This window comes from Planomonospora parontospora (assembly GCA_014647935.1).
In the GTDB taxonomy this organism is placed as follows: Bacteria; Actinomycetota; Actinomycetes; order Streptosporangiales; family Streptosporangiaceae; genus Planomonospora; species Planomonospora parontospora.
Window position 1 is genome coordinate 57,663 of record BMQD01000015.1, and the last position, 20,512, is coordinate 78,174.

Annotated in this window: 20 protein-coding genes and 2 pseudogenes; 14 read left to right on the top strand and 8 right to left on the bottom strand. The window is 71.9% G+C overall.

Annotation, left to right across the window (positions count from 1 at the left end; all coding sequences use genetic code 11):
* Positions 1-63 precede the first annotated feature (63 nt).
* Both IEZ07_RS22760 and IEZ07_RS22765 read right to left on the bottom strand, forming a co-directional pair.
* Complete coding sequence (locus tag IEZ07_RS22760) at positions 64-894, bottom strand: hypothetical protein (protein ID WP_191896582.1); 831 nt, start codon at positions 892-894, stop codon at positions 64-66.
* A gap of 445 nt (positions 895-1,339) precedes the next feature.
* A complete protein-coding gene (locus IEZ07_RS22765) occupies positions 1,340-1,744 on the bottom strand; it encodes an STAS domain-containing protein (protein WP_191896583.1) in 405 nt (134 codons plus the stop codon).
* 472 nt (positions 1,745-2,216) lie between these two features.
* On the opposite strand from IEZ07_RS22765, the gene IEZ07_RS22770 reads away from it, so the two are divergent.
* The 6 genes from IEZ07_RS22770 to IEZ07_RS22795 all read left to right on the top strand — a co-directional run bounded on the left by IEZ07_RS22770 (position 2,217) and on the right by IEZ07_RS22795 (position 7,717).
* A complete protein-coding gene (locus IEZ07_RS22770) occupies positions 2,217-2,552 on the top strand; it encodes a PadR family transcriptional regulator (RefSeq protein WP_068900827.1) in 336 nt (111 codons plus the stop codon).
* Complete coding sequence (locus IEZ07_RS22775; RefSeq protein WP_191896584.1) at positions 2,549-2,953, top strand: DUF1048 domain-containing protein; 405 nt, start codon at positions 2,549-2,551, stop codon at positions 2,951-2,953. Before IEZ07_RS22770 ends, IEZ07_RS22775 begins: the two co-directional genes overlap by 4 nt.
* A gap of 23 nt (positions 2,954-2,976) precedes the next feature.
* Entirely contained in the window at positions 2,977-3,747 is a 771-nt protein-coding gene (locus IEZ07_RS22780; RefSeq protein WP_191896585.1) for an ABC transporter ATP-binding protein, read from the top strand.
* A gap of 9 nt (positions 3,748-3,756) precedes the next feature.
* Positions 3,757-4,518, top strand: coding sequence for an ABC transporter permease (locus IEZ07_RS22785; protein ID WP_191896586.1), 762 nt, complete (start codon positions 3,757-3,759; stop codon positions 4,516-4,518).
* Positions 4,519-4,605: 87 nt separating this feature from the next.
* Positions 4,606-5,814, top strand: a complete 1,209-nt coding sequence (locus tag IEZ07_RS22790) for a cytochrome P450 (RefSeq protein WP_191896587.1) — start codon at positions 4,606-4,608, stop codon at positions 5,812-5,814.
* A 349-nt stretch (positions 5,815-6,163) separates the two neighbouring features.
* Positions 6,164-7,717 (top strand): Ig-like domain repeat protein, encoded by a 1,554-nt coding sequence (locus tag IEZ07_RS22795; RefSeq protein WP_191896588.1) that lies wholly within the window; start codon positions 6,164-6,166, stop codon positions 7,715-7,717.
* Between the two features lie 39 nt (positions 7,718-7,756).
* On the opposite strand, the gene IEZ07_RS22800 is transcribed toward IEZ07_RS22795, so the two are convergent.
* The 4 genes from IEZ07_RS22800 to IEZ07_RS22815 all read right to left on the bottom strand — a co-directional run bounded on the left by IEZ07_RS22800 (position 7,757) and on the right by IEZ07_RS22815 (position 10,464).
* Positions 7,757-8,143, bottom strand: a complete 387-nt coding sequence (locus IEZ07_RS22800) for an STAS domain-containing protein (RefSeq protein ID WP_191896589.1) — start codon at positions 8,141-8,143, stop codon at positions 7,757-7,759.
* A gap of 178 nt (positions 8,144-8,321) precedes the next feature.
* Entirely contained in the window at positions 8,322-8,567 is a 246-nt protein-coding gene (locus IEZ07_RS22805; RefSeq protein WP_068900817.1) for a hypothetical protein, read from the bottom strand.
* A 306-nt stretch (positions 8,568-8,873) separates the two neighbouring features.
* Entirely contained in the window at positions 8,874-9,383 is a 510-nt protein-coding gene (locus tag IEZ07_RS22810) for an NUDIX domain-containing protein (RefSeq protein WP_275413858.1), read from the bottom strand.
* A gap of 52 nt (positions 9,384-9,435) precedes the next feature.
* The gene (locus IEZ07_RS22815) at positions 9,436-10,464 is read right to left on the bottom strand and encodes a glycoside hydrolase family 113 protein (protein ID WP_191896590.1); all 1,029 of its coding nucleotides are present in this window, start codon (positions 10,462-10,464) and stop codon (positions 9,436-9,438) included.
* Between the two features lie 129 nt (positions 10,465-10,593).
* On the opposite strand from IEZ07_RS22815, the gene IEZ07_RS22820 reads away from it, so the two are divergent.
* From IEZ07_RS22820 to IEZ07_RS22845, 6 genes are all read left to right on the top strand, one after another.
* Positions 10,594-11,199, top strand: a complete 606-nt coding sequence (locus IEZ07_RS22820; RefSeq protein WP_204054575.1) for a TetR/AcrR family transcriptional regulator — start codon at positions 10,594-10,596, stop codon at positions 11,197-11,199.
* Between the two features lie 91 nt (positions 11,200-11,290).
* Positions 11,291-12,157, top strand: a complete 867-nt coding sequence (locus IEZ07_RS22825) for a Cof-type HAD-IIB family hydrolase (RefSeq protein ID WP_204054574.1) — start codon at positions 11,291-11,293, stop codon at positions 12,155-12,157.
* 524 nt (positions 12,158-12,681) lie between these two features.
* Positions 12,682-13,074, top strand: coding sequence for a GntR family transcriptional regulator (locus IEZ07_RS22830; RefSeq protein ID WP_301549339.1), 393 nt, complete (start codon positions 12,682-12,684; stop codon positions 13,072-13,074).
* The gene (locus IEZ07_RS22835) at positions 13,071-13,961 is read left to right on the top strand and encodes an ABC transporter ATP-binding protein (RefSeq protein WP_191896594.1); all 891 of its coding nucleotides are present in this window, start codon (positions 13,071-13,073) and stop codon (positions 13,959-13,961) included. The genes IEZ07_RS22830 and IEZ07_RS22835 overlap by 4 nt, the downstream gene beginning before the upstream one ends.
* Entirely contained in the window at positions 13,958-15,007 is a 1,050-nt protein-coding gene (locus IEZ07_RS22840; protein WP_191896595.1) for an ABC-2 membrane transporter-related protein, read from the top strand. Before IEZ07_RS22835 ends, IEZ07_RS22840 begins: the two co-directional genes overlap by 4 nt.
* 61 nt (positions 15,008-15,068) lie before the next feature.
* Positions 15,069-16,505: a S41 family peptidase gene (locus IEZ07_RS22845; RefSeq protein WP_191896596.1), complete on the top strand. Its 1,437-nt coding sequence runs from the start codon at positions 15,069-15,071 to the stop codon at positions 16,503-16,505.
* Positions 16,506-16,559: 54 nt separating this feature from the next.
* Here the strand turns inward: IEZ07_RS22845 and IEZ07_RS22850 are convergent.
* A pseudogene (locus tag IEZ07_RS22850) lies at positions 16,560-17,737 on the bottom strand (RNA-guided endonuclease InsQ/TnpB family protein); the annotation flags it as partial.
* Between the two features lie 148 nt (positions 17,738-17,885).
* Here IEZ07_RS22850 and IEZ07_RS22855 point away from each other — a divergent pair.
* Positions 17,886-19,040, top strand: coding sequence for an alpha/beta hydrolase family protein (locus IEZ07_RS22855; RefSeq protein ID WP_191896598.1), 1,155 nt, complete (start codon positions 17,886-17,888; stop codon positions 19,038-19,040).
* Positions 19,041-19,096: 56 nt separating this feature from the next.
* On the opposite strand, the gene IEZ07_RS22860 is transcribed toward IEZ07_RS22855, so the two are convergent.
* Positions 19,097-20,254, bottom strand: a complete 1,158-nt coding sequence (locus tag IEZ07_RS22860) for an erythromycin esterase family protein (protein WP_239320513.1) — start codon at positions 20,252-20,254, stop codon at positions 19,097-19,099.
* A gap of 90 nt (positions 20,255-20,344) precedes the next feature.
* Between IEZ07_RS22860 and IEZ07_RS36350 the strand changes: the two are divergent.
* Positions 20,345-20,434: pseudogene (locus IEZ07_RS36350) on the top strand (MerR family DNA-binding transcriptional regulator); the annotation flags it as partial.
* Positions 20,435-20,512: the final 78 nt, after the last annotated feature.

A 20,512-nucleotide genomic window follows, 5' to 3' on the forward strand; every position in this document is an offset into this window, starting at 1 on the left:
TGGACGAGCGGATGGGCCGGGGCGGTGCGGCCGGGTCCTCACGGGCCGGCCGCACCGCCGGGGTCACTCGACGGTGAGAGCGAGCTCGCCGGTGTGGCCGCCGCCGGTGTAGGAGGCGCGCACCGGGAGCCTGTAGGTGCCCGCGGCCAGACCGGAGGCGTCGAAGCGGACGGCGGCGTAGTCCTCGCGAGCCACCGCCGGTGCGACGTCGTCGTACAGGCCGGCGGAGGTCTTCTCTCCTGGGTAGGCGATCTCCAGCCCCGCGGGCGGGGCCACGGTGACGCGGAAGTCCCGCAGGCCGGGCCTGCGTGCCTCGAAGGCGATCCTGACCCAGGAAGGGGTGCCCCTGGCCACGGTGACGGCGGTGGTCTTCTGCAGCACCGCGGCACCGGCCGCCGAGGCGATCGGCAAGGTGGCGGTCACCGTCTGGTTGCCCTTGGGACCCTTGCAGTCGAACTTCTCCACCACGGACGGGTCGTCCTTCTTGGCCTGGCCCGGCGGCAGCCGGGTGTAGGAGACGTCGAACGTCGCCTTCGCCGCGCCGGACGCGCTCGCCGGGACGCTCACGTTCAGCGCGGTGAAGTCCATCGCGTCGGCGGCCAGCTTGTCCGCCTCGTACAGCGAGGTGTAGGAGCCGGTGTTCGTGGGATAGCCGATGGTCAGCCCGGGCGCGGTGGCGGTGACCTTCACGTCGCACACGTCGGTGGCGGCCTTCCACACGGCGCTGATCCAGCCCTGCTGGCCGGGCAGCATGGAGGCGAGCGTCGGCACGACCAGCTGCAGGCCGTCGTCCTCGGCCGCGGCCTGCGCGCCCAGGGCGGGCAGAGCGACGAGCGCGGTGGTCAGGGCGGTGGTCCCGGCGAGCGCGGCCGCCAGGCGGGAGACAGAACGCATGAGGGGTGTTCCTTCCGTGGAATCCGGCCTCCTGGTTCCTCGGCCGAGAGGTCCGGCGGATCGATGCGGGCACCCTCGAGGCCCCGGTCCAGGCCGACCGGCGTGAGCGCACCCGCGGAGCGGCTCGTACGGTGAGCACGGACGACGGCCGCGTCGCACATGCCGCGGCCGTCCTCGTCATCCAGTGAGCCGGACCGCTGGAGCAGGAGGAGTGCGCCGGCGGTGCGGAACGGTTGCCTTCGCGCCGTGCGGCCGCAGGAGTACGGATCGCGTCGGTGATCCGCCCGGCGGCGTAGGGAAACCGGCAAGACGCGAGGAAGACACCGGCGGTCGCTGTTCCACGGGCCTCGGTCCTGCTTGCGGACCTCGGCGCGGCTTCGGGATCCGGGGGACGGTGATCGGCATGCCACGGGGGCGGCTGCGGGCTCGCCGCCGCCGGAACGTGTCAGAGGTGGTCGATCCGGGCGCGGACGGGCTGTGCGCGGGCCAGGCCGGTGTGTCCGGCGCCGGCCGGTGCGGTCGCCTGCCGGTCGAACGTGCCGCCGGTGGGGAACAGCGTGCTCAGTCCGGTCAGTTCCAGTAGGCGGCCCAGCGGGCCGTGCACCCGGACCAGGCGCAGGCTCCCGCCCTGCTCGTCCGTCCGCCGCCATGCGGCGATCAGCGTCCGCAGGCCGCAGGAGTCGCAGAATCTCAGGCCGGCGGTGTCCACGACGAGATGCACGCGGCCGCAGGCGAGGGCCCGCTCGATCACCTGGCTCAGACGTCCGGCGGAAAGGGTGTCGAGTTCACCGTTCAGGGTGACCACCGAGAATGCGCGGTGATCGCTCACGGTGATCGAGAGGAAGGTCATGCGGGGGTTTCCCGATCCACGGCGGATGGAGACTTCGCGCGCAGGTAGAACACCCGCAGGCGGTGACCGCTGCTTTCACCGTACGCCGTCCGGATCCTTTTCCCTAACCATGCGGTCGGGAGTGCGCCCGCCACCGGACGCTGTCCTGCGCTGATGGGGATTTTCTTTTTCTCCGGCCGCGGAACGGCATCGCGCCCGGGCGGTCCCGTCCGCGGCGGCCTTCCCGCGCCGCCCCATCAGCCCCTGCCCCCGCGAGCGGCGCCGCCGGAGCGGCCGTGTCAGCACGGCGACGGCCCGGTGTCAGCACGGCCGGTGATGGTGGGTGCCACGAGGTGTCCAGGGACTGCGGCGTTCGTGGCCGGGTTCGCGGTCTCGGCCCCCTCCGAGCTATTAAGTGTTGCTAGGTAGTGGTAGTAAGTGTTACTTTGTACCAGTAGTCAGTGACACCAAGTAGCTGGAGGGGGGTGCCGCCATGGGCAAGCAGATGACGGAGATGCTCAAGGGGACGCTGGAGGGCATCGTCCTGGCGATCCTGTCCGGCCGGCCCGCGTACGGCTACGAGATCACGGCGCGGCTGCGGGATCAGGGCTTCTCCGACATCGCCGAGGGCACCATCTACGCGCTGCTGGTCAGGGTCGAGCAGCGCGGCCTGGTCGACGTGGAGAAGGTCCCGTCCGAGAAGGGGCCGCCGCGCAAGGTGTACTCCCTCAACGCCCAGGGCCGGGAGTACCTCGACGAGTTCTGGAGGACCTGGAGCTTCCTCGCAGAACGGCTCGAACAGCTCCGCGAAGGAGGCAAGCAGACATGACCGCAGAGTCGAACGAGCAGAAGAACCGCTACCTGCAGTACCTGGAGACGGTGACCGGGCCGCTGGAGGACAAGCGGCGCTACCGGCGCCACAAGGCGCGCGTCAGAGCGCTCCCCGCGGACTACCGCACGGCGGTCGACGCGCTGGAGCGGTACATGCAGTTCTTCGGCCCGGGGAAGGCCGACAGCCTGCTGGCGATGCTGGACGACCTCGCCGACCTCTTCGAGCAGAGCGCGGCGGACGGGATCCCGATCCGCGAAGTCGTCGGCGAGGACCCGGTGGAGTTCGCCGAGACGTTCCTCCGCAACTACCCCGAGGGCCAGTGGATCCACCGGGAGCGGGAGCGGCTGGCCGACGCCATCGACCGCGCCGCCGATCACGCCACGGGCGACGAGCCGTGACGGAACAGAGAACGGACGGACGGATGACAGTCGATCAGGTCCAGGAACCGGCGATCCGCGTGCAGGGTCTGGAGAAGTCGTACAAGGAGCTGCGGGTGCTGCGCGGCGTGGACTTCGACGTGGCGCGGGGCGGCGTCTTCGCCCTGCTCGGCTCGAACGGGGCGGGCAAGACCACGGTCGTGAAGATCCTGTCCACGCTGCTCAGGGCCGACGCGGGCACGGCCCGCGTGAACGGCTTCGACGTCGCCACGCAGGCCGCCGACGTGCGCGAGTCCATCAGCCTCACCGGACAGTTCGCCGCCGTCGACGAGATCCTCACCGGGCGGGAGAACCTCGTGCTGGTCGCCCGGCTGCGGCACCTCGAGCACCCGGGAAAGATCGCCGACGACCTGCTGGAGCGCTTCTCGCTGACCGAGGCGGGCACGCGGAGGGTGTCGACGTATTCGGGTGGCATGCGCCGCCGCCTCGACATCGCGATGAGCCTGATCGGCGACCCGCCGGTCATCTTCCTCGACGAGCCGACCACCGGGCTCGACCCCCAGGCGCGCATCGAGGTCTGGCAGGCCGTCCGGGAACTCGCCGACCGCGGCACGACGGTGCTGCTCACCACGCAGTACCTGGACGAGGCCGAACACCTCGCCGACCGGATCGCGATCCTCCACCAGGGCCGGATCATCGTCAACGGCACCCTGGCCGAGCTCAAGCGGCTGCTGCCGCCCGCCAAGGTCGAATACGTCGAGAAGCAGCCGACCCTCGAGGACGTCTTCCTCACCCTCGTCGGCACGAAGGCATAAGGAACCATGATGACCAAGCACTTCCTCGGCGACACCGCCGTCCTGCTGGGACGGTCCCTGCGCCACATCGCGCGCAGCCCGGACACCATCGTCACGACGGCGGTCATGCCGATCGCCATGATGCTGATGTTCGTCTACGTCTTCGGCGGCGCGATCGACACCGGGTCGGACTCGTATGTGAACTACCTGCTGCCCGGCATCCTCCTCATCACGGTCGCCTCGGGCATCGCCTACACCGCCTACCGGCTGTTCATGGACATGAAAGGCGGCATCTTCGAGCGCTTCCAGTCCATGCCGACCGCACGCTCGTCGGTGCTGTGGGCGCACGTGCTGACCTCGCTGGTCGCCAATGCGGTCTCACTGGTGGTCGTCGTGCTCGTCGCCCTGCTCATGGGCTTCCGCTCGGCGGCGGGAGCGCCGGCATGGCTCGCGGCCGCCGGCATCCTGATCCTGTTCACCTTGGCACTGACCTGGATCGCCGTCATCCCCGGCCTGACCGCCAAGACCGTGGAAGGCGCGAGCGCGTTCTCCTACCCGCTCCTGTTCCTGCCGTTCCTCAGCTCGGCCTTCGTGCCCACCGACACCATGCCCGGCCCGGTGCGCGCCTTCGCCGAACACCAGCCGGTGACCTCCGTCGTCAACGCCCTGCGCGACCTGTTCACCCGGCAGCCGGTCGGTGCCGACATCTGGATCGCCCTGGCCTGGTGCGTCGGCATCCTCGTCATCGCGTACGCCTTCGCCATGAACACCTACCGCCGCAAGATCTCCTAGCCCTTTCACCCGCGCCCGCCCCGATCCGGATCGAACGCGGCTTCCACCTTCACCGAAGACGCACTCCCCCCGAAACGAGGAGAGATCATGAGCGAATCCCTGCACACCGTCACGGCGATGCCGGCGGAGCGCCGGCCCGGCTGCCCCTTCGACCCGCCCGAGGAGCTGACCCAGGCCCGCGAGCACGGCCCGATCAGCCGCCTCCCCTTCCCCAGCGGGCACCAGGGCTGGCTGGTCACCGGCTATGACCTGGTCCGGTCGGCCCTGGCCGATGCGCGGTTCAGCTCCCGCAAGGAGCTCATGCGCCACCACCCGCTCATCGACTACGGCGACATCGAGGTCCCCCCGGCGCCGCCCGGCGAGTTCCTGCTCATGGACGAACCCCAGCACAGCCGGTACCGCAAACCGCTGGCGGGCAAGTTCACCGCCCGGCGGATGCGGCTACTCACCGAACGCATCGAGCAGATCACCGCCGAGCACCTGGACGCCATGGCGCAGGCCGGACCGCCGGCCGACTTGGTGACCGCGTTCGCCAAGCCCATCCCCGTCATCGTGATCTGCGAACTGCTGGGCGTGCCGTACGCGGACCGGGGCCGCTTCCAGGAGAACATCGACGGATTCATGAACGGGGAGACCAGCGACGAGGAGCTGATCGCGGCCTACACCGCGGTCCAGGCCTACCTCTCGGAGCTGGTGGCCGCCAAGCGCGCCGACCCCACCGACGACGTGCTCAGCGACCTGCTCGACAGCGATCTGACCGACGAGGAACTGCGGGGCATCGCCCTGATCCTGCTGGCGGCCGGGTTCGACACCACCGCCAACACGCTGGCCCTGGGCGCTTTCGCCCTCCTGCGCAACCCGGACCAGCTCGCCGCGCTGCGCGCCGAGCCCGCGCTCGCCGACCGGGCCGTCGAAGAGCTGCTGCGCTATCTGAGCGTCGCCAAGCAGTTCCACCGGGTCGCTCTGGAGGACGTCGAGCTGGGCGGCCACACCATCACGGCCGGCACGACGCTCATCCTGTCCCTCAACACCGCCAACCGCGACCCCGAGCGCTTCCCCGACCCCCACGTGCTCGACCTGCGCCGGAACGACGGCAGCCACCTGGCCTTCGGCCACGGTATCCACCAGTGCCTCGGGCAGCAGCTGGCCCGCGTCGAGATGCGGGTCGCGCTCCCCGCGCTGGTCCGCCGCTTCCCCTCGCTGCGTCTGGCCGTACCGGCCGAAGAGGTCGCCCTGCGCCCGGAGGCCGCGGACATCCACGGGGTCAAGAGCCTCCCGGTCGCCTGGGACGCATGACCGCGAGCCGGTGACGGGCACTCCGTTCCGCGACCCGGCCCCCCAGCGTGACGGCGGCCGACCCACGGCGGTCACCGTACGGCCCTACGGCGCGACGGTTACCAGCCAACTGTCCGGCCCTGCGGGGCGGCGGTTACCAGCCAGTGGGCCAAAAGAGCCGATTTCGCACGTTTATGCAGGCCACAGGCCTAACGATCACGACACGTCTATGTAACGCGCCCTTGCGGCCCGACCGTAAATCATTACCTTTGGTAATCAGACGATCATTTACGGTGAATCACCGCAGGTGCCGACCGCGTAGACGACCGCCCGGCGGGACGCCGTAGCCATCCAGAAGGGGGCCTTCCCCATGCCCGCCGGTTCACCGCTCCGCCTCCCCTTCCTGCGCTCCGGACCCGCCCGCCGCGCCGCCGCGGCCACGGCCGACGCGTCCGCCGCGCTCCTCACCCTGGCCTACGTCGTCAACGGCGGTGACGGCACGGTGTCGGTCATCGACACGACCACCAACACCGTGACCGCCACCATCACCGTCGGCAACGACCCGTACCGGGTGGCGGTCACCCCCGACGGCACCACCGCCTACGTCCCCAACGCCGACGACGACACGGTGTCGGTCATCGACACGACCACCAACACCGTGACCGCCACCATCACCGTCGGCAACAGCCCGTACGGCGTGGCGGTCACCCCCGACGGCACCACCGCCTACGTCTCCAACAGCAACGGCGGCACGGTGTCGGTCATCGACACGACCACCAACACCGTGACCGCCACCATCACCGTCGGCAACGACCCGCTCGGGGTCGCGGTCAGCCCGGACGGCGCCACCGCCTACGTCGTCAACCAGTCCGACGACACGGTTTCGGTGATCGACACGGCCACCGGCACCGTGACCGCCACCATCGACGTCGACGACCGCCCGATCAGCGTGGCCTTCGGTCCGGACGGCGCCACCGCCTACGTCGCCAACCCCGGTGACGGTACGGTCTCGGTGATCGACACGGCCACCGGCACCGTGACCGCCACCATCACCGTCGGCAACAGCCCGTACGCTGTGGCGGTCACCCCGGACGGCGCCACCGCTTACGTCCCCGGCAACAGCGGCGGTACGGTCTCGGTGATCGACACGGCCACCGGCACCGTGACCGCCACCATCACCGTCAGCGCCGACCCGTACGACGCGGCGGTCAGCCCGGACGGCGCCACCGTCTACGTCACCCATGAGGACGGTGGCACGGTCTCGGTCATCGACACGGCCACCGGCACCGTGGTCGACACCGTCACCGCCGGCGACGACCCGCGCGGGGTGGCGGTCGCCGCCGTCCCCGTCTCCTCGGCGGTGACCCTCACCGCCAGCCCCGATCCGGCCCAGGTCCACCGGCCCGTCGCCCTCACCGCCCAGGTCGCCTGCACCACCGGCACCCCGGCCGGCACCGTCCGCTTCTACGACGGCGCCGCCCTGCTCGGCACCCGCCCGCTCAACGCGGCCGGCACCGCCGTCCTCACCACCAGCGGCCTGGACGCCGGCGACCACCAGATCACCGCCGTCTACTCCGGCGACGGCACCTGCCCGCCCGCGGTCTCCCCTCCCCTGCTCCTGACCGTCAACAAGGGCATCTCCAGCGTCCAGGTCCTCGCCGTGCCCAACCCGGCCCTCGTCTTCCTGCCCGTCACCCTCACCGCCCGCGTCACCTGCGACTCCGACATCCCCACCGGCACCGTCCGCTTCATGGACGGCGCCGTCACCCTGGGCACGGTCCCGGTGCTCGCCGGCGCAGCCGTGCTGATCACCGCCTTCCGCAGCCGCGGCGCCCACCAGATCACCGCCATCTACTCCGGTGACGCCGACTGCGAACCCTCGGCCTCGCCGCCGCGCACCGTCACCGTCGTCGGCCTGCTGTGACCGCACGGCCGGGCGCGGCCTGCCGGGGCACCGGCGGGGTCAGCTCTCCGCGGCCCGGCGGAGGGCCTCATCGGTGTCGGGACAGATGATGAACGCCTTGTCCAGACCCGTGATGGCCAGCAGCCGGGCCATCACGGCGGGCACCGCGCTGAGCAGCAACCGGATGCCGGCGGCCTGGCCGTGTTTCATCGTCGCGATCAGTTCACCCAGTCCGGACGAGTCGCAGAAGGTGATCCCGCTCAGGTCCAGGATCACCGCGCGGGTGGCGGGCGGACCCCAGACGGCGCCCGACTCCAGCGCATCGCGCAGGATCGGCACGGTGTGCAGGTCGAGCTCTCCGCCCAGACGAACCACGACGATCTGCTCACGCCGGACGAGGGAAACGGTCAGGTTCGGGCGGTGGCCGGAGCCGGTCGGGGATGTCATCGTAGAAGTTCCTGCCTGCAGGGTGGGTGTCACGTGTCCATCACCCCTACCAACGATCACCGCCGTATAACGCCCGGGCAGCCTCGGCGTGGAATGAAGCGTACGATTTCGTGTCCGCGGCGTCTCCGGCGCCCTCCGGCAGGAAGCGGCCGGCACCCTCCGGCGCCGGATGGCCGGCTCAGCCGGCCGGGGCGTCCGCCGGTCGGGGCGACGGCACCAACGGGCCGGCGGAGTCCTCCCTCGCCGCCGGGAAGGCCGCGGTCGGCTGGTCCACGGAGGGCTCACCGGGAGCCGGGCAGAGGCAGTAGCCGCGTGCGACGATGAGCCGGCCCCGGGCCGGGGTGTAGACGCCGCCGTCGGCTCCGCCCTCGGCCACCAGGACGCGGGTGCAGGTGCGGCACACGAGCTGAGCGGGAATCTCCATGACGCCTCCGGATGTCCGGCTGCCACGCGTCCGTCGCGTGGGCCGCCCGCACCGGCCGGTGGACCGTCCCGGGGACTCGGCCGTCCTGTGCGGTGGATGTGGCCTGGCTGCCGCAAGGCCACCGGGGACGCGGGTGCTTTGGTCGCCGTGCGCCGACGACCGAGGCACCCGCGTCCCCGGATGCGAACACGGGTCCTCCCCCTGTGGCGTCCCCGCCCGCACGGATGTGTCTATCAGCATTCGGTCCGTTACGGTGGGTGAATGTGTGAATGAGGTGGGTGCGTGCAGCCCGGATCGTCACCGGCCCTACGAGGAACCGCACCGCCGCGGGGCGGGCGGATCGAACCAGGCCTCGGGTGAGGCCGGGTCGATCCGGGCCAGGATGTGACGCATCGTCGGCGCCATGGGCATCCCGTCGTACTCTCCCGGGGCGGCGAAGCGGAAGCGGGCGACCTCCTCTCCGTCGGGCACCGGTTCACCGGCGACGATCCGGCAGGCGAACACCGTCGCCACGTACGCGACCCGGTCGCCGTTGCGGTACTCGGCGACGAACTCCGGGCCGCCGAACACCCCCAGTACGGCCGTCGGCTCGACCTCGATGCCGAGTTCCTCCCGCATCTCCCGGACGAGGGCGTCCGCCGGTCCCTCACCGGGGTCGACCGCCCCGCCGGGCAGCATCCACCGGCCGGTGTCGATGTCCTCCACCAGCAGGAAACGGCCCTCGCCGTCGCCGATGACCGCCGTCACCGCCGGCATCAGCAGCAGGTCGTGCCCCACGTACCGCCGCAGCCACTCCAGGTAGGCGGAAATCCCCATGAGGCCCCCTCTCCCGGCGCCCACCGGGCGGGGCCGCCACAGCGATCATGCCTCAGCCCGGGTCCCGGTAGTAGGCGGCGAGGGCGGCGAACGCGGCCTTGGGCTCCCACGGCAGGCCGGGGTAGGCGGCTCCGAGGCGGTCCTCGTAGACCTTGACGATGCCGTAACTGGCCAAGTCCAGGTCCTCTCGGGGGTCACCGCCGGGACGGTACGGGTGGTCGTGCAGCGCGAAGGTGAACACGAAGGCGCCGTCGACGCCTCCGGCGTCGAAGACCTCCAGCAGCTCGCACAGGTAGGCGGCCTGCCCTGCCTCGTCGCGGGCGTACTCGCCGTTCAGCCGGACAGGAGCGCGGGTGACCGCGTCGTATTCGACGATCTCCAGGCCGCGGGCGCCCCTCTCTCCGGCGCCCCGGTAGCAGGCCGCACCGAACTCGGTGATCGCGACCGGTTTTCCCTGCGCGACGAGCTCGCGGACGCCCTCGGCGAAGTGGCCGGCGATCTCGGCCGACCGGTAGAGGTCCACGGACACGATGTCGAACGGGGCCCAGTCGACGCGCTCGAGCGGTACGGAGGCATAGGTCACCCGGCCGCCGAAGCGCTCGCGGACGAGTGCCACGGCCCTGCCGAGGAAGTCGTTGACCCGTGCGCCGACCTCGCCGATCCGCTCCCGCGACCGGTGCGGCCGGCTCAGCAGCTCGATCCGCTCGTCGATGCCGTCGCCGGGCAGGAACCCCCTGTTCATCAGGCTGAGCTCGGCACCGGTGACGAACACGATCTCGGCGCCCCGCCGCCTGAGCCGCTCCGCCCGGGCGGCGCAGTCGGCGAACAGCGGCAGCATCTCGTCTGCGGTCAGTTCCAGCGGATAGGGCGAGAACCAGACCTCCAGGCCGAGGTCGGCGGCGTGCGCCGCCGCGAGCTCCATCCGTTCCGGATCGCCGCCCATGATGCGGACCGCGGTGCAGTGCAGGTCGTCACGGATGATGCGCAGCTCGCGCTCGACCGCCTCCGGGTCGAAGCGCGGATGGCCGATCGCTCCCTTGTAGACGAAGCCGGTGTCGTAACTGATGCCTTTGGCTCGCATGTGCCGTCTTCTCTCAGCCAGATGGTTAAGGTACGGAACGTACCCTAATTGCCGGACGCGAGCATGCCAACCAGAATGGGAAGGTACGGTCGGTACCGGTTCCAGGAAGGGGCCATGGCGGGCGATCCGATGAGGCGCTCAGGCGCCGGGCAGACACGGCGACGCGGCGCCGCCCTCGAGGAGGCGATCCTGCGGGCCGCGACCGACGAGCTCGCCGAGTCCGGATACGCCGGGCTGACCATGGACAAGGTCGCCGCCCGGGCCGGCACCAACAAGAACGCCATCTACCGCCGCTGGCCGAACCGCCTCACACTGGGCGTCGCCGCCTACCGGCGGCTGGCCACGACGACCCCGCCCCCCGACACCGGCGATCTGCGCGGCGACGTCCTGGAGCTGCTCCGCCAGGCGAACCGCTACTGGAGCTCGCCCTCCGGCGCGATCCTGCGCGAGCTGCTCGCCGCGGCCGGCGGCGCTTCGGAACTCCTCGCGCAGTTGCAGGGGCGGTCCGGCGACGCCGCGGCCGCCCCCTGGCTGACCGTCCTGGGCCGCGCGGTCGCGCGTGGCGAAGCCTCCCCCGAAGCGCTCCACCCACGGGTGGCGACCGTGGCCATCGTCCTGCTGCGCAACGAGTTCGTCATGCGCGGAGCGCCCACCGCGCCCGACGACGTCCTCGTCGAGATCGTCGACGAGGTGTACCTCCCCCTGGTGCGGCGACGCGGTCCGGTCCCGACCTGAGCGCCCGACGAGCCTCCCGGGAGACCCGCGTCCGAGGCCCGGAACCGCCGCACGTAGCATGCGAAGACCGCCCCCACCCCGAGGAACGCCTGTGACACACCCCGGCAACGCTCCCGCCCGGCCCCTGGCCGCCGACCGGCCGGACCTGCCCGCCGACATCCGGCTGATCGTCACCGACATGGACGGCACGCTCCTGGACGACGACGGGCGGATCCCCGCGGACCTGTGGCCCCTGCTGGAGCGGCTGCGCAGCCGCGGCGTGCTGTTCTGCCCCGCCAGCGGCCGCCAGTACGCCTCGCTGGCCGTGCAGTTCAAGGACGCCTTCGACGGGACGGTCTTCATCGCCGAGAACGGCGCCTTCGTGGTCCGCGACGGCCAGGAGATCAGCTCCGACCTGCTGGAGCCGCCGTTCGTCCGCGACGTCGTGGCGGCCGCGCGCGACCTGGCGGCGGACGGCGTGGACATCGGCGCCGTCGTCTGCGGCAAGCGCACCGCCTACGTGGAACGCACCGACCCGGCCTTCCTGGCCGAGGCCGTCAAGTACTACGCCCTCCTGACCCCGGTGAACGACCTGGCCTCCGTAGACGACGACATCATCAAGATCGCCCTGTTCGACTTCGGTACGGCCGAGCACAGCACGGCGCCGGCGTTGAAGCCGTTCGACGAGACCCACCAGGTGGTGGTCTCCGGCGAGCACTGGGTGGACGTCATGCACACCGGCACCGGCAAGGGCGCGGCCGTGCGACGGCTCCAGCAGGAGCTGGGCGTCACGCCCGCGCAGACCATGGTCTTCGGCGACTACCTCAACGACCTGGAGATGCTCGACGCCGCCGAGTGGTCCTTCGCCATGGCCAACGCCCACCCGCAGGTCATCGGACGGGCCCGCTACCTGGCCGGCTCCAACAACGAGCACGGCGTCCTGCACGCCATCGCCCGGGTCACCGGCCTGACCCCGTAGCGGTCGGCGCCCCGCCGACCGCCCCCTGCCGACCGCCTCCTGCCGACGCCTCCGGCTCGGGCGCCTTCGTCGGCATGCGCACCCGCGTCACCCGGCCCTCCGTGCACGGGCTTCAAGCGCGTCCCCATCCGCCGGCCCGCGCCCGTCCACCCGTGGCCGCTCGCCCGGCGCGCCGTCAGCGACCATCCCGCCTCCCGGTGATTTCCGCGACCGCCTGCGCCACATGCCCGCGTCGGCCCCGTCATCCGGCACCCGGCCCCCTCGCTTCCGGAAGCGGGTGAACGGGACGGGGACGGCCCCAGGCCTGCCGGCTCCTCCCGGCGCGCCCGGCCTGCCCGCATGGGACTGCCACCCCGAGCAGGGTCGCCGCCGCCCGTCCGGTGCGCGGATCCGCCGACGGCCGCAGGCGAGCGCACCCCCTTTCCCGCAGCGCCCCGGGCGAGTCTCCTTCCGGATGCCTCCTTGACGGGTTCCTTATATGACAATATCTAATGTACTAGGAGACTAGATAAATGGAGATACCGGTGATCGAGTTCCATCTGGATGCGAAGTCCGGGGTCTCGCCGTACCTGCAGCTGGTCCAGCAGGTACGGCACGCGCTCCGGCTCGGCCTGCTGCGCGAGGGAGACCGGCTGCCGACCGTCAAGGAGGCGGTCGCGCAGCTGGCGATCAACCCCAACACCGTCCTGAAGGCCTACCGGGAACTCGAGCACGAGGGCCTGGTCGCCGCCCGGCCGGGGGTGGGGACGTTCGTGACGAAGACGCTCACCGACACCTCGCTGGCCGCGCACGGACCGCTCCGGCTGGAGCTGCAGCGCTGGCTGGCCAAGGCCCGCCGGGCCGGCCTCGACGACGAGAGCATCGAGGCCCTCTTCACGACCACCTTTCGGACCACCGCTCAGGAGGACATAGCGTGACTTCCGTCTTAGAGGCCCGGGCACTGGGCAAGAGGTACGGCAGGCGCTGGGCGCTGCGCGATTGCACCGTCGACGTCCCGGCGGGCCACGTCGTCGGGCTGGTGGGCCCCAACGGGGCCGGCAAGACCACGCTGCTGAAGCTGGCCGGCGGCCAGCTCGAGCCGACGGCCGGCGACATCACGGTGCTCGGCGGCCGTCCCGGGGCCACGCCCGCGCAACTGGCCAGGGTCGGGTTCGTCGCCCAGGACACCCCCGTCTACGCGGGGCTGACCGTCGCCGACCACCTCCGGCTGGGGGAACGACTCAACCCCCGCTGGGACGCCGACGTGGCACGGGAGCGCGTCGCACGGCTCGGCCTCGGCCCCGGCCAGCGGGCGGGCAGGCTGTCGGGCGGCCAGCGCGCCCAGCTCGCCCTCACCCTGGGCCTGGCCAAGCGGCCCGAGCTGCTGATCCTGGACGAGCCGGTCGCCGCGCTCGACCCGCTGGCCCGCCGCGAGTTCCTGCAGGGGCTGATGGAGGCCGTCGCCGAGCACGAGTTCAGCGTGCTGCTCTCCTCCCACCTGGTCTCCGACCTGGAGCGGATCTGCGACTACCTGATCGTGCTGGTCGACTCCCATGTCCGGGTCGCCGGGGAGACCGAGAGGCTGCTGGCCACCCACCACCGGCTCACCGGCCCGCGCCGCGACCCCGGCCGGCTCCCCGCCGACCAGCACGTCGTCTCCGCCAGCCACACCGACCGGCAGAGCACGTACGTGGTCCGCACCGACGCCCCCATCCACGACCCCGCCTGGACGGTCAGCCGGCTCAGCCTGGAGGACCTCGTCCTGGCCCACATGGACGGGCCTCCCGCCGAGAGCCGGCGCGCCGCCCTGGAGGTGCAGCGATGATCTGGCTGACCTGGCGCCAGTTCCGCGGTTCGGCCGTGATGACGGCCGCCCTGCTCGTCGTCCTCACCGCCGTCCTGACGCTGACCGGCCCGGACCTGGCCTCCCGCTACGCCACCGGGATCGCCTCCTGCACGCAGGACGACTCCTGCGCCCGCTTCTACGACCGCTTCTTCGACGAGTACCAGCTGCCGTTCCTGGCCGTCAGCCTCGTCGTGCTGCTCCTGCCCGCCCTCGTCGGGCTCTTCTGGGGCGCACCGCTGATCGCCCGGGAGCTGGAGGCGGGCACGCATCTGCTGGTGTGGAACCAGAGCGTCACCCGCGGCCGCTGGCTGGCGGTCAAGCTCGGGCTCATCGGCCTGACCGCCGCGGCCGCCACCTGCCTGTGCGGCCTCGTGGTGACCTGGTGGTCCGGCCCCCTGGACAAGTCGGCCTTCCCGGAACTGGCCGTGATGGCGCCCCTGGTCTTCGGCGCCCGCGGCATCGCCCCGATGGGGTATGCGGCCTTCGCCTTCGTCCTCGGCGTGACCGTGGGCATGCTGGTGCGCCGCACGCTGCCCGCCATGGCCCTCACCCTGGCCGCCTTCGCCGCGATCCAGCTCGCCATGCCGCTGCTGGTCCGGCCCCACCTGATACCCCCGGTCACGTCGACCTTCGAGATCAGCGAGGCGAACGTGTCCGGCATCGGCATCCAGGGGGACACGGGATCCGCGCACGTCGTGCTGGGGCCGGCCGTTCCCGGGCACGCCGGGGCCTGGGCCCTGTCCAGCGACCTCCTCGATCCGTCCGGGCGCGTCATCGCCGGCCGCGGCGAGGAGGGCCCCGTCAAGGTCTCCACCACGTCGGGCCCCTGCGCGCCGGCGGCGGGACCGCCGAACATGGGCGCATGCCTGGCCGAGGTCAGCCGCCTCGGCTACCGGCAGCGGGCGACCTACCACCCCCTCGACCGCTTCTGGCCCTTCCAGTGGATCGAGACCGGGATCTACGCCCTGCTCACCGCCGGCCTCACGGGGTTCTGCTTCTGGTGGATCCGCAGGCGGCTGTCATGACCGGGCCGATCGAGGCCGTCGACGGACACGGCACTCCGGCCGGGCGACCGGTGGAGGGCACATGACCGCCGTCAGGACCGCCGTCAGGACCACGGCCGCCGGGCTCGCCCTCCTGCTGGCGGCGGCCTGCACCACGCCGACGCCGCCGCGCGGCCAGGCGGGCGCGGCGGCCGGTGCGGTCTGCGCGCCGCCCCGGGCGATCCCCGGAGCGGAGACGCCCACCACGATCGACGTCGTCGAGCAGGCGTACTTCTGCATCCTCGGCAACCACCACGGCGGCGCCGCACTGAACGCCCGCGCGCTGCTGACCGCCGGGTTCGCCGCCCTGATCCGGGAGCTCAACCGCAACGGGCACGACGTGCCCGAGGCGACCATCCCGGCGCTGACCGGTGACCGGAAGGCCGACTGGGCCGCCTTCGAGGCCGCCTACCGCACGACCACCGACCAGGTCCCCGCCCTGCGCGACGAACTGGCCGTCGTCACCCTCGAGGCCGTCGTGGCCGCCCTCGACGACGACCACGCCCGCTGGGCGCACGACATCGAGCGGCAGCGGCACCCCGACCACTACGACGGCGACGGCTACGGCCTGGGCCTACAGACGAACGTCACCGGCTCGGAGGCGAGCGGCGCCCCCGGCCCCACCATCCCCCCGCTGTTCGTCACCGCCGTGCAGGGCGGCGCCGCGCAGGCCGCCGGACTGCGCCCGGGCGACGTCATCGAGTCCATCGACGGCTCGGCGCCCTTCATCGACGGCAGGGCCGGCCCCGCGATCGCGGCCCTCTACCCGCAGTACCCGCAGGCCCGCCCGGTCCGGCTGCGGCTGCTGCGGCAGACCACCGGCCGCCGCTGGTCCGTCACGCTCGCACCCGGCCTCTTCCCGCAGGACCCGGCCACCCTGCGGGCGGTGCAGGCCAAGCTGCTGGACGGCGATGTCGCCTACGTACGGATAGCCGGATTCGCTCCTGATTCCGCCGACCGGGCCCTGCGGGCGGTCTCCCGGCTGCGCACCGGCCGGACGCTGTCCGGCGTCGTGCTGGACCTGCGCGGCAACGGCGGCGGCAGCCCCTCGGAGGCGACCCGGCTGGTGAGCGCGTTCGCCCGCGGCAAGGTCACCGGTTACCAGTGCACCGCCGACGACAGGTGCGAGAGCCTGCGGACCGACGACACCGTCGAGCCGCTCGGCCTGCCGCTGGTGGTGCTCGTCGACCGCGGCTGCGCCTCGGCCTGCGAGCACTTCGGCTCCGCGGTCAAGGACCTGCGCGCCGGCCGGCTGGTCGGCACCAGGACCGCCGGCATGATCTCCGGTCCGGCCCGGTCGTACCTGCTGGCGAACAACACCCTGCTGGCCTTCCCGTCCAAGCGCCACCTGGGACCCCGCCGCCAGGTGATCGACCGGATCGGCGTGCCGCCCGACCACCACGTGCCCCTGACCGCCGAGGACGCGGCCGCCGGGCGCGACCCCGCCCTGACCAAGGCCCTGGCCTTGCTGCACAAGTGACCGCACAAGTGAACGGACCTCTTCTTGACTGCTCCCCTCCCTGAAGGGAGGGGATTCCTGCTTCACCGCCGACCGCCCGCCGAGGAGGACTCCTCTTGAGGTCTTACACCGGCTCCACAGGCGTTTCACCTCTCCGCCAGCCCGGCGGCGAGGATGTTCTTCGCGGCGTTGACGTCCCGGTCGTGGACCGCCCCGCAGGCGCAGGTCCACTCCCGCACGCCCAGCGGCATCGTCTCCTGCAACGCACCGCAGGCCGAGCACAGCCTGCTGGAGGGGAACCAGCGGTCGACCACGACCAGGTCCCGCCCGTACCAGGCGGTCTTGTACTCCAGCAGGGAGCGCAGCTCCCGCCAGGAGGCATCCGAGATCGCGCGGGCCAGGTTGTGGTTCTTGACCAGGTTGCGGACGGTCAGGTCCTCGATCACGACCGTTTGGTTCTCACGGACGAGCCGGGTGGTGAGCTTGTGCAGGACGTCGCGGCGGCGGTCGGTGATCCGGGCGTGGGCGCGGGCGACCTTGAGTCGCGCCTCGGCCCGGTTGCTACTGCCCTTGGCCTTGCGCGACAGGTTGCGCTGGGCCTTGGCCAGGCGTCGCCGGTCGCGGCGTTCATGCTTCGGGTTGGTGATCTTCTCGCCGGTCGACAGGGTGACCAGGGAGGTGATCCCGGCGTCCACCCCCACCGAGGCGTCCACCGGCTCCAGCGGCCGGATCGTCTCTTCCGCGAGGATCGAGACGAACCAGCGCCCGGCCGCGTCCTTGGACACGGTGACCGTGGACGGCTCGGCGCCCTCGGGCAACGGCCGGGACCACACGATGTCCAGCGGCGTGTCCATCTTCGCCAGGGTGAGCGTGCCGTCGCGCCAGCGGAACGCCGAGCGGGTGTACTCCGCGCTCGCGCGGGACTTCTTGCGGGACTTGAACACCGGGTACTTCGCCCGCCGGGCGAAGAAGTTCGCGAACGCCGCCTGCAGGTGCCGCAGCGCCTGCTGCAGCGGCACGGAGGAGACCTCCGGCAGGAACTCCAGCCCTTCGGTGCGTTTCCACGCCGTCAGCGTCGCCGGCGTCTCCACGTAGGAGACCTTGCGGCCCTCGATCGTGTAGGCGCGGGAGCGCATCTCCAGGGCCTTGTCGTAGACGTAGCGGACGCAGTCGAACGTCCGGGCGAGCTCGCAAGCCTGCTCGGGGGTCGGGTGGAAGCGGTACTTGTAGGCCCGCTTCACGATCCGCGCCACGCCTCACACCGTATCGCGTGTTCGGTTAAGGAGCGCATGGTTGTTCGATATGGCGGTTCGCCGGGCGGCGAATCCCCTGCTCCTGCCTGCTCCGCAGGCATCCGATTCCTCCCCCGCCTGAAGGCGGGGGTTTCCTCGGAGGTATCAGATGAGACAGCTCCTGGCGGTCGCCGCGGGACTGGTCGTCCTCGCCGCGTCCGCCTGCTCCGCACCCGCACCGCCCCGGTCCGCCGTCCCGTCGGCCACGCCGACCGGCACCGCCGCCCTTCCCGCCCCCACCGGTGCCCACCCGGTCGGCACCACCGCCCTCTACCTGAAGGACACCTCCCGCCCCGACCCCTGGAACCTCGACGCCGGCGCCAGAGAGCTCAAGGTCACCCTGTGGTATCCGACCGGGCGGCGGGACGGGCGGCGCGCGCCGTACATGACGGCGAAGGAGTCGGAGCTCTTCCTGAAACGCTCGAGGATCACCGGCGTGCCGTACGACACGCTGAGCAGGACCCGGACGAACGCCCTCGAAGACGCCGGCCCCGCGGGGCGGGGGCTCCCGCTGGTGGTGCTCTCCCCCGGCTTCACCAAGCCGGTGAGCACGCTCACGTCCCTGGCCGAGGACCTGGCCAGCCGCGGGTACGTCGTGGCCGGGATCGACCACCCCTACGAGAGCTACGCCACGACCCTCCCCGGCGGGCGGGTCGCCGAATGCCTCGCCTGTGACAGTGACACCGACCCGGGCTTCGGCGCGGGTGTGGTCCAGGGCCGGGCGGCCGACGTCTCCTTCGTGCTCGACCGGTTGCCATCGGAGTGGGACGGCGCCGAGGTGATCGACCGCTCGCGGATCGCGATGGCAGGTCAGTCGATCGGCGGTGCCGCCGCCCTGGCGACCATGGTGGCGGACTCCCGCGTACGCGCCGGGATCGACATGGACGGCACCACCTACGCCCGGATCCCCGGGAGCGGCTTCTCCCGGCCGTTCATGTTCATGGGTGCGCCGCAGCACGTCCCCGGGGGCCGCGACACCTCCTGGGACCGCGACTGGGAACTGCTGGCCGGGTGGAAGCGCTGGCTCGTGCTGTCGCGTGCCGAACACCATTCCTTCACCGACCTGCCGCTGCTGGCGGGCGCCCTCGGCATCAGGCCCGCCCCGGGCGCCCTGCCCGCGGCGCGCTCCGCCGAGCTCACCCGCACGTACGTGGCGGCCTTTCTCGACCGGCACCTGAAGTCGCGGCGGCAGCCCCTGCTGGAGGGGCCCTCGTCGCGCCATCCCGAGGTCGCGTTCTGCCCCGCGTCGTGCGGCCGGTCCTGAGCCCCGGCTCCCTGAAGGTTCGACTGCCCCGGCGCAGCCTGACGCGTATGCGCCTGTCAGCCCAGTCTGACGGCCTGGTCGAGGAAGACGACGCCGTCGATCGTGTCGAGCCGGGCCGGGTCCAGCGGGAAATAGGCGAAGTCGCGGGAGACGCGCGGGACGGGCTCCGTGACGGCCTCGGCCAGGCGGCGGGCGTCGACGAGACAGCGGTCCCACGGGAGCGCGGACAGCAGGCCCTCGACGGTGTCCGGGGGCGGAGCGTCGTCGCCGGCCGTGCCGAAGGCCGAGGCCAGGAAGGCGTACCGGCCGCCCAGGTGCGCTTCGGCGATCGCCCCCGCGCTCCACCACTCCAGCACCTGGTCGCCGAACGGCATGCGGCTCTTGTACCGCTGCAGGTGGACGTTGTGGGCGAAGACCAGGGCCGGGCCGCGCCCGGCGACGGCACGCAGGTTGGCGGCCATCATCGCGTCCCGCAGGGCCGACAGCCGGGTCCACCGTGCCGGGGACGCGTCGGCCATCCAGTGGTGGTAGCGGAGCAGGCCGACGGCGGTGCGCCCGTACAGCTCCGCCCGTTCCCGGTCCTGCGCGCTCAGCCCCGGCGCCTGCGTGTCGAGCAGCGCCACCAGGTCGTCGGCGATCAGCCGCAGCCGCCGGGCCTCGCCGGACCGGCCGATCGACCGGGAGGGGTCCCTGACCGCGGCCTCGCTCGCCCACCGGTCGTCCGGGCCCAGCAGCGTGTCCAGGGTCTCCCGGCTGCAGGGCAGCGGGCCGTCGAGGAGGTCGCAGAGGGCGGTGAGCGCCTGGCGCGGGCTCGCCGCCCAGTACTCCAGGGGGCCGTCGATCCCGAAGAACCGGAGCTTCTCGTCGTGCTCCTCGTTGTACGCCCGCATCCAGCGCACGAGCTCGCGGTTGGCCGGGGACGCGCCGAAGCCGTGGCTGAAGCCGCGTTCCATGACGTCGTCGAGCGCACCCGCGCCCGTCGTGATGTGGTCGTCGACCACGAGCCCCATGAGGCAGTCGCTCTCGATGGCGAACGACCGGTATCCCTCCTGCTCGACCAGGTGCCGGAAGATCTCGTTGCGCGCCTCGCCCAGCTCCCCGACGAAGTGCCTGGCCTCGCCCAGGCCGAGCAGCAGGGGCTCGGCGGGAAGCGACCGGAGGAACGCCGAGACGCCCGGGCCGTCGAGCGGCCGGGCCGTGTCCTTGATGTCCATGCCTTCAACGGTATCGTTGAACATTCGGTGTAAACTTTTCGGAGAAATCCCCTCTCTGACCGTGATGGACCCTCAATCGGTGATGCATCCATGAGACCGGTGGACCTGGCGCGGGAGCACGGCCTGTCCACCCAGGCGATCAGGAACTACGAAGACGCCGGCGTCCTGCCCGCCGCCGGACGCACCGCCCACGGCTACCGCACCTACACGCCGCTGCACGCGCAGGCCCTGCGCGCGTTCCTGTCCCTCGCGCCCGGG

Bases quoted from the DNA above. Each gene is read 5' to 3' on its own strand.
- IEZ07_RS22760 (WP_191896582.1), bottom strand. From the start codon at position 894: ATGCGTTCTGTCTCCCGCCTGGCGGCCGCGCTCGCCGGGACCACCGCC.
- IEZ07_RS22765 (WP_191896583.1), bottom strand. From the start codon at position 1,744: ATGACCTTCCTCTCGATCACCGTGAGCGATCACCGCGCATTCTCGGTG.
- IEZ07_RS22770 (WP_068900827.1), top strand. From the start codon at position 2,217: ATGGGCAAGCAGATGACGGAGATGCTCAAGGGGACGCTGGAGGGCATC.
- IEZ07_RS22775 (WP_191896584.1), top strand. From the start codon at position 2,549: ATGACCGCAGAGTCGAACGAGCAGAAGAACCGCTACCTGCAGTACCTG.
- IEZ07_RS22780 (WP_191896585.1), top strand. From the start codon at position 2,977: ATGACAGTCGATCAGGTCCAGGAACCGGCGATCCGCGTGCAGGGTCTG.
- IEZ07_RS22785 (WP_191896586.1), top strand. From the start codon at position 3,757: ATGACCAAGCACTTCCTCGGCGACACCGCCGTCCTGCTGGGACGGTCC.
- IEZ07_RS22790 (WP_191896587.1), top strand. From the start codon at position 4,606: ATGAGCGAATCCCTGCACACCGTCACGGCGATGCCGGCGGAGCGCCGG.
- IEZ07_RS22795 (WP_191896588.1), top strand. From the start codon at position 6,164: ATGCCCGCCGGTTCACCGCTCCGCCTCCCCTTCCTGCGCTCCGGACCC.
- IEZ07_RS22800 (WP_191896589.1), bottom strand. From the start codon at position 8,143: ATGACATCCCCGACCGGCTCCGGCCACCGCCCGAACCTGACCGTTTCC.
- IEZ07_RS22805 (WP_068900817.1), bottom strand. From the start codon at position 8,567: ATGGAGATTCCCGCTCAGCTCGTGTGCCGCACCTGCACCCGCGTCCTG.
- IEZ07_RS22810 (WP_275413858.1), bottom strand. From the start codon at position 9,383: ATGGGGATTTCCGCCTACCTGGAGTGGCTGCGGCGGTACGTGGGGCAC.
- IEZ07_RS22815 (WP_191896590.1), bottom strand. From the start codon at position 10,464: ATGCGAGCCAAAGGCATCAGTTACGACACCGGCTTCGTCTACAAGGGA.
- IEZ07_RS22820 (WP_204054575.1), top strand. From the start codon at position 10,594: ATGAGGCGCTCAGGCGCCGGGCAGACACGGCGACGCGGCGCCGCCCTC.
- IEZ07_RS22840 (WP_191896595.1), top strand. From the start codon at position 13,958: ATGATCTGGCTGACCTGGCGCCAGTTCCGCGGTTCGGCCGTGATGACG.
- IEZ07_RS22845 (WP_191896596.1), top strand. From the start codon at position 15,069: ATGACCGCCGTCAGGACCGCCGTCAGGACCACGGCCGCCGGGCTCGCC.
- IEZ07_RS22855 (WP_191896598.1), top strand. From the start codon at position 17,886: ATGAGACAGCTCCTGGCGGTCGCCGCGGGACTGGTCGTCCTCGCCGCG.
- IEZ07_RS22860 (WP_239320513.1), bottom strand. From the start codon at position 20,254: ATGGACATCAAGGACACGGCCCGGCCGCTCGACGGCCCGGGCGTCTCG.